Annotated in this window: 4 protein-coding genes; 3 read left to right on the forward strand and 1 reads right to left on the reverse strand. The window is 45.1% G+C overall.

The genetic code is table 11. The features are described 5' to 3' along the window. The first annotated feature begins 285 nt into the window (after positions 1-285). The 3 genes from EAO36_RS07970 to EAO36_RS07980 all read left to right on the forward strand — a co-directional run bounded on the left by EAO36_RS07970 (position 286) and on the right by EAO36_RS07980 (position 4,208). On the forward strand, positions 286-585 hold the full coding sequence (locus EAO36_RS07970; RefSeq protein WP_235852422.1) for a hypothetical protein: 300 nt from the start codon (positions 286-288) through the stop codon (positions 583-585). A gap of 19 nt (positions 586-604) precedes the next feature. Continuing rightward, the gene (locus tag EAO36_RS08835; protein ID WP_235852423.1) at positions 605-3,472 is read left to right on the forward strand and encodes a hypothetical protein; all 2,868 of its coding nucleotides are present in this window, start codon (positions 605-607) and stop codon (positions 3,470-3,472) included. Between the two features lie 94 nt (positions 3,473-3,566). Beyond that, positions 3,567-4,208, forward strand: coding sequence for a recombinase family protein (locus tag EAO36_RS07980; protein WP_120955979.1), 642 nt, complete (start codon positions 3,567-3,569; stop codon positions 4,206-4,208). Positions 4,209-4,241: 33 nt separating this feature from the next. Here EAO36_RS07980 and EAO36_RS07985 read toward each other — a convergent pair whose 3' ends face one another. After that, positions 4,242-4,919 carry a Fic family protein gene (locus EAO36_RS07985; protein WP_235852424.1) on the reverse strand — a complete coding sequence of 226 codons (678 nt, stop codon included), beginning with the start codon at positions 4,917-4,919 and terminating at the stop codon, positions 4,242-4,244. Positions 4,920-5,224: the final 305 nt, after the last annotated feature.

Consider the following 5,224-nt stretch of genomic DNA (forward strand, 5'->3'; position numbering starts at 1 on the left):
TTTATTAGGTTTGAATACAACTACATCAGGGTAGCAGATCAGTGCTTAGACTATCCAAGTGCGGAAGACAGAAAACACTATTTAGCATTGCCACCTATCTATAACGACGCCGAGCAAACTAGCCAAACGAGCTTGCGAAGTGTTTGCGTAGCAATGGTTAGTTTGCAAATTAACCAACCTACTTCGTAGGACATTCGCAAGCTCATTTTGGATAATTTGCTACTCAAACGCCGTAGGGGCTTAAAGACTTGGTATAATAGTAGCATTCTAACATAAAGGATTGATATGGAAACACAAGAAGCGAATAGCCCATTGGCTAGTATGGAGCAACACGCCGAGCAAGTGCAATCCAGCGTTAAAAAGCCTAAAGCGCAACCTAAGCCCTTGCAAGAAAAAAGCGCGCGAGAATTGCAGATATTGCAAAATGGTTTAGATAAAAAGATTGTTAAAAAGGAACATAGTCTTAAGGCCTTACAAAAAGACTTAGAGCGGGTTGAAAAAGAGTTAAAGGATTTGAAACAGCAAAAGGTTGAATTGGCTAGCTTGTATGCAAAGAAAGTAGCGCAAGAATACAAGGGGAAATAAAGAGGGGTAAGGGGGTTGTGTGGGGCTTGTCTCATCAATCAATTTTAGAAAAACAAAGAACGCAGTCCAAACACAACACAACGACCGCAGTATTAAGCCTTACTACTTACTACCGCAAGAAGACATTGAAAAAGTGGGCGGTGGTGTAGAGGTCAATAGATCAGCAGAGCAAGCCGACAAATTAAAAAATGCTCTTGTTTTAAAAGCTATGGAGGATTACAAAGCGCATGTAGGGCAGAAGTTTAGAGCTACAAGCTATCTTTGGAGTGCCGTTGTCAATATTAAGCCCGACACCACGATGCAAGACTTAGAGCGGTTAGCTACACACTTCAAAAACAAATACGGGTTTCAATGTTACCAAATCGCTATCCACAGAGATGAGGGACATAAAGATGAGGAGGGCAACATCCGCCTTAACCAACACGCGCACTTAGAGTTTGTTACGCTAGACGAGAAAACGGGCAAGAGTTTGTTTAGAGGCAACTTGCAAAAACCTAAAGCTTTAAGTCAAATCCAAACCGAAGTCGCCCACATTTTAGGCATGCAAAGAGGGGAAGATGCCAAAAAGAGCGGTAGAAAACGCATTGAGCCTAGAGCTTACGCCCAGTTAATGAATGAAGTTAAGCAGAAACACAATGCAGAGAAGCAAGGGCTAAAAGCAGAAGGCAAAAAGCTAAAAGCAGAAGGTAGAAGGTTAAAGGCAGAAAGAGACAACGCCCTTCAAAAGTTTGAGACTAGAGACGCACTGCTTGACATATCTATCAAGGCATTTAATGTCTTACGGGATAGCGAGCTGTTCGCTCCGCAGGACACAGCAGACTTATCTTTTGTTTGGGACGACATGGAGGGTAGTGCTAAAGAGATGGCTAAGAGGGCTAAGAAGCGTTATGCAGATCGAGAGGCTACCCTAACCCAAGAGAAGCAAGAGCTAGAGACTTCTAATGCCGAGCTCAACAAGGAAAACGACAAGCTAGCACGCATTAACACAATCATGGGCAAACAACGCGCTAACTTACAGCAAGAGCTCACCACACTCACAACCACAACCCAACAACTCCAACAAGAGAAACAAGAGCTAGAAGCCAACAACAAGGAGCTATTAGCCACGCTCACAACCACGCTCACAGACCTAACGGGTTTTGTAGCACCACACAACAAGAAGCTCACCATTAAGGAGGTTAAACCCTTACTTGAGAATGTAAGACTGCAATGGAAAGATATTAACCAACGCTTAGGTGAAGTCAAAATCTTTACACAAGAGGACTATAAGGCGTTGCGGGCGTTAAAAGATGAAGGCTTAACCATTGATGATCTAAAGAAGCGCATTGTCGCCCTAGAGCAAGAGGCTAAAGAGCGCAAGGACTACAAAAGCCCGCAAGAGGTGTCAGCACTTAAAGCAGAGCACGCCAAAGATGTTGAAGGCTTGAAAACAGACAACGCGCTGAAAGATAAGCAGATAGCTAGCTACAAAGACCACTTAAGCCCCGAGCAAGTAGAGGGCAAGATAACAGCCACAAAAGAGCAATACAAAGACTATTTAAGCCCTGAAGCCGTGCAAGAGCTCAAACAGAAGCACACTGAAGCTTTAGAAGCCAAAGACACAAAGCACGCCAAGGATGTTGAGAAGTTAAAACAAGAGCACTCTACCAAAGAAGCACAACTTACACAGGAGAGAGACAAGGCTATTAGCCAGCTTGATAGTGCCACTAAAACCGCCCAAGAGCTCACAGACGCTAAGACAAAGGCACAGACCGCCCTAGCAGACTTACAAACAACACACAAGGCGTTAGAGGCCAAATACAGCGCATTAGAAACCAGCCAAACAAGCAACACCCAAGAGATTGAGGAGTTAAACACCGCCCACGCCAAAGCAGTTGAGGAGTTGAAAACCGCTAGCGCGCTGAAAGATAAGCAGATCGTAGAGCTTACAGCCCAAAAGCAAAAGGCAGAGCAAAAGGCTAGCAGTTTAGAAAAAGAGATTGAGGCACTTAGAAAAAGCCAGTATGTGGTGAATGTCTATGCAAACAGCCAACTTAAAAACAGCCTTAACCATGAGCGATTCTTTGCAGTGGCTAGACATCAGGGATACCCCATTGTGGGCTTTTTAGTGGGGAAACACATTTGCTATTTTGCTTTGAAAGAGCCCGAATGGGAAGATTTGAAAGGGAGTGGCCTATTTTTGGGTAGAGCTAAAAAACCCGATTGTGAAGCTTTGCTCCTAGAAACCATTAAACGCTACTACGCCAAATTGCTAGACTGGGTAGGGGGAAACAATGTGTTAGAAGGAGTGGGCTGGAAAAGCGGGCTAGAGATTGTAAAAAGGGACGATGACAAGGGGATAGTGGGCTTGAATGTTGGGGGCGATGTGGATTTAGCGACCGCGATAGAGAAGTGCTATGACTACGACAGACTCGCCCATTGGCAAGAGAAAGATGAGGGGGTAGGTATCTTAGAAAATGTGAGAATCCCCCCGCCCGCTTCTAAATCTTTTGAGGCAAGGATAGCCCCCGTATGGTTTAAGCCACGCCTTGAAGGACTGAATATCCGCCTTTACGACTTCTTAGGCAAAGATTTACCGCAGATCGATGTCGTGGCTTTTAAAGACGATTGGGGGCTTATGCGCGAAACTATGGATTACATTGCTAGCCTAAACAGACAAAAGCTTAGGGACACGCACAAACAGAAAAGACAACAACACGCAAAAGGCTGGTATGCACGGAGCAAGGCAGAAAAACGGGCGAAACAAAGAGCACAAGAGCAAGCCAAACAGCTCAAAACCAACACCCCAACCCCTACCAAAAGCAAGCCCACGCCTAAACCCACAGAGCCACTCAAAAGCCCACAGCCTACACAGGACACCACGCCTAAGAAGCCTTTGGGTATGTAACCTTTAACGCCCGTCTTATGTTTCTTATAAATTATACTTAAAGGGTTGCCTAAGTATAATTATTGAAATATCTTAAAACAAGGGTTAAAGTGCAATGCGTAGAAAAGTAGAAAAGACAGCTAGTCGGGTGTTTGCCTACATCCGTGTATCCACAGAAAAGCAAGACATGCATAGCCAAGACCACGCCATAGAGTGTTACGCCCAGCAACACGAACTTAGCATAGATGAGAAAATCGCCATTGAGATCAGCGCGACCAAGACACAGGCTAAAAGACGCATTGAGGAACTGAAAGCCAAGCTCCAAAAGGGGGATTTACTCATTGCCACTGAGATCAGCCGATTAGGGCGCACCATGCACGAGATCATCAACTTGTTGCTAGAACTGGATAAGCGGGGCATTAAGTTTGTATTCATACGCCAACCCGAACTCTCAAATTGCAACAACGCCACTTCTAAACTCTTGCTAGCCATTTACGCCTATCTAGCAGAAGCAGAAAGAGAGCTCATCAGCGAACGCACCAAGGCAGGACTACAAGCACTCAAAGCTAAGGGCAAAAAGCTAGGCTGGCAAAAAGGACGGCTACGCAAACACCCCCAATACGACCCACACCTAGACTACATCCGCATGTTGCGCGCTAGAGGATTAGGCTACATGGCTATCTACAAGATGTTGGAAGTGCCTACCAAAGGCGTGTATGGCGGTTTTCTCAAGTGGTGCAAACGGCGAGGAGTTTAATCTTACACACGCGCAAAATAGACATACAATTTGCTAAAGCCTATATTTGTGGCTTGAAGTGTTTTGCTCCACATGCTCTAAGCTCTGCTCTTGGCAACTTTCTAAAAAACGAGCAAACCCGCCACAATCACCCTCTGCCTTACAGCTTTCTAAAAAGCTCAAATACTCCGCCCGCCGACTATCTACGATCAAAGGTGGGACTAAATCGTTTTGGATAGCTTGAAACGCCATAATCAACCGACCTGTGCGCCCATTACCATCAATGAAAGGGTGGATACGCTCGTATTCGGCGTGAAACATCGCAATTTGGGTTAGATCAAGGGCATTACTTGGGTATTGAAACAATAAGTTTTCTAACTTTTGGGCGATAAAAATGGGGGGAGTGGGAGCAAAATCTGCACCTGCCACAATAACTTCAGCGGTGCGGTAAGTGCCGATAGGCTTAGAAACAAATTGCGGAGTTATGTCTAAAGCAGTCTTAAACAACAGATAGTGCAAATCCTTGATAAAACCCGTGGTCAAAAGCGTGTCTTTACTGCTAGCCTCACGCACCACTAAATCATAGGCATTAGCAAAGCCCAAAATAATGAGCTGTTCGTGCAAGGGCTTATTAGGTGCAGTCAAACCTTTTTCTAAAAGTTGCTTAGTTTCGCCTAATTGCAAACTCAAGCCCTCTATAGCATTGCTGTGGTGCGTGAGTGTAACACGCAAGGTTCTAAAAAGCTGCTCCCTTTGGAGTAAAGATAAGTCGCTTAATTTGTGTGCCATTCGTGCCAAATATACCCAACCTTGTCTTAAGGCGTAGATCGGACAAAACCCACGAAACCTGCGAGCCTAACCCTTGCCAACAGCCTAAAATAGGGCACATCGTGTTTTAACTAGCCTAGAATGCCCTACAATCGCTTTGACCCCCAAAAGAATACCGACAAGCACCCCCCCCTCATCTTTTCGTTTTACGAGGCTTCTACGAGGCTAAAAACGCCATTGTTTCTCTCAAGCCACGATTGACATGCCAA

Source organism: Helicobacter mehlei, assembly GCF_003660265.1.
GTDB lineage: Bacteria > Campylobacterota > Campylobacteria > Campylobacterales > Helicobacteraceae > Helicobacter > Helicobacter mehlei.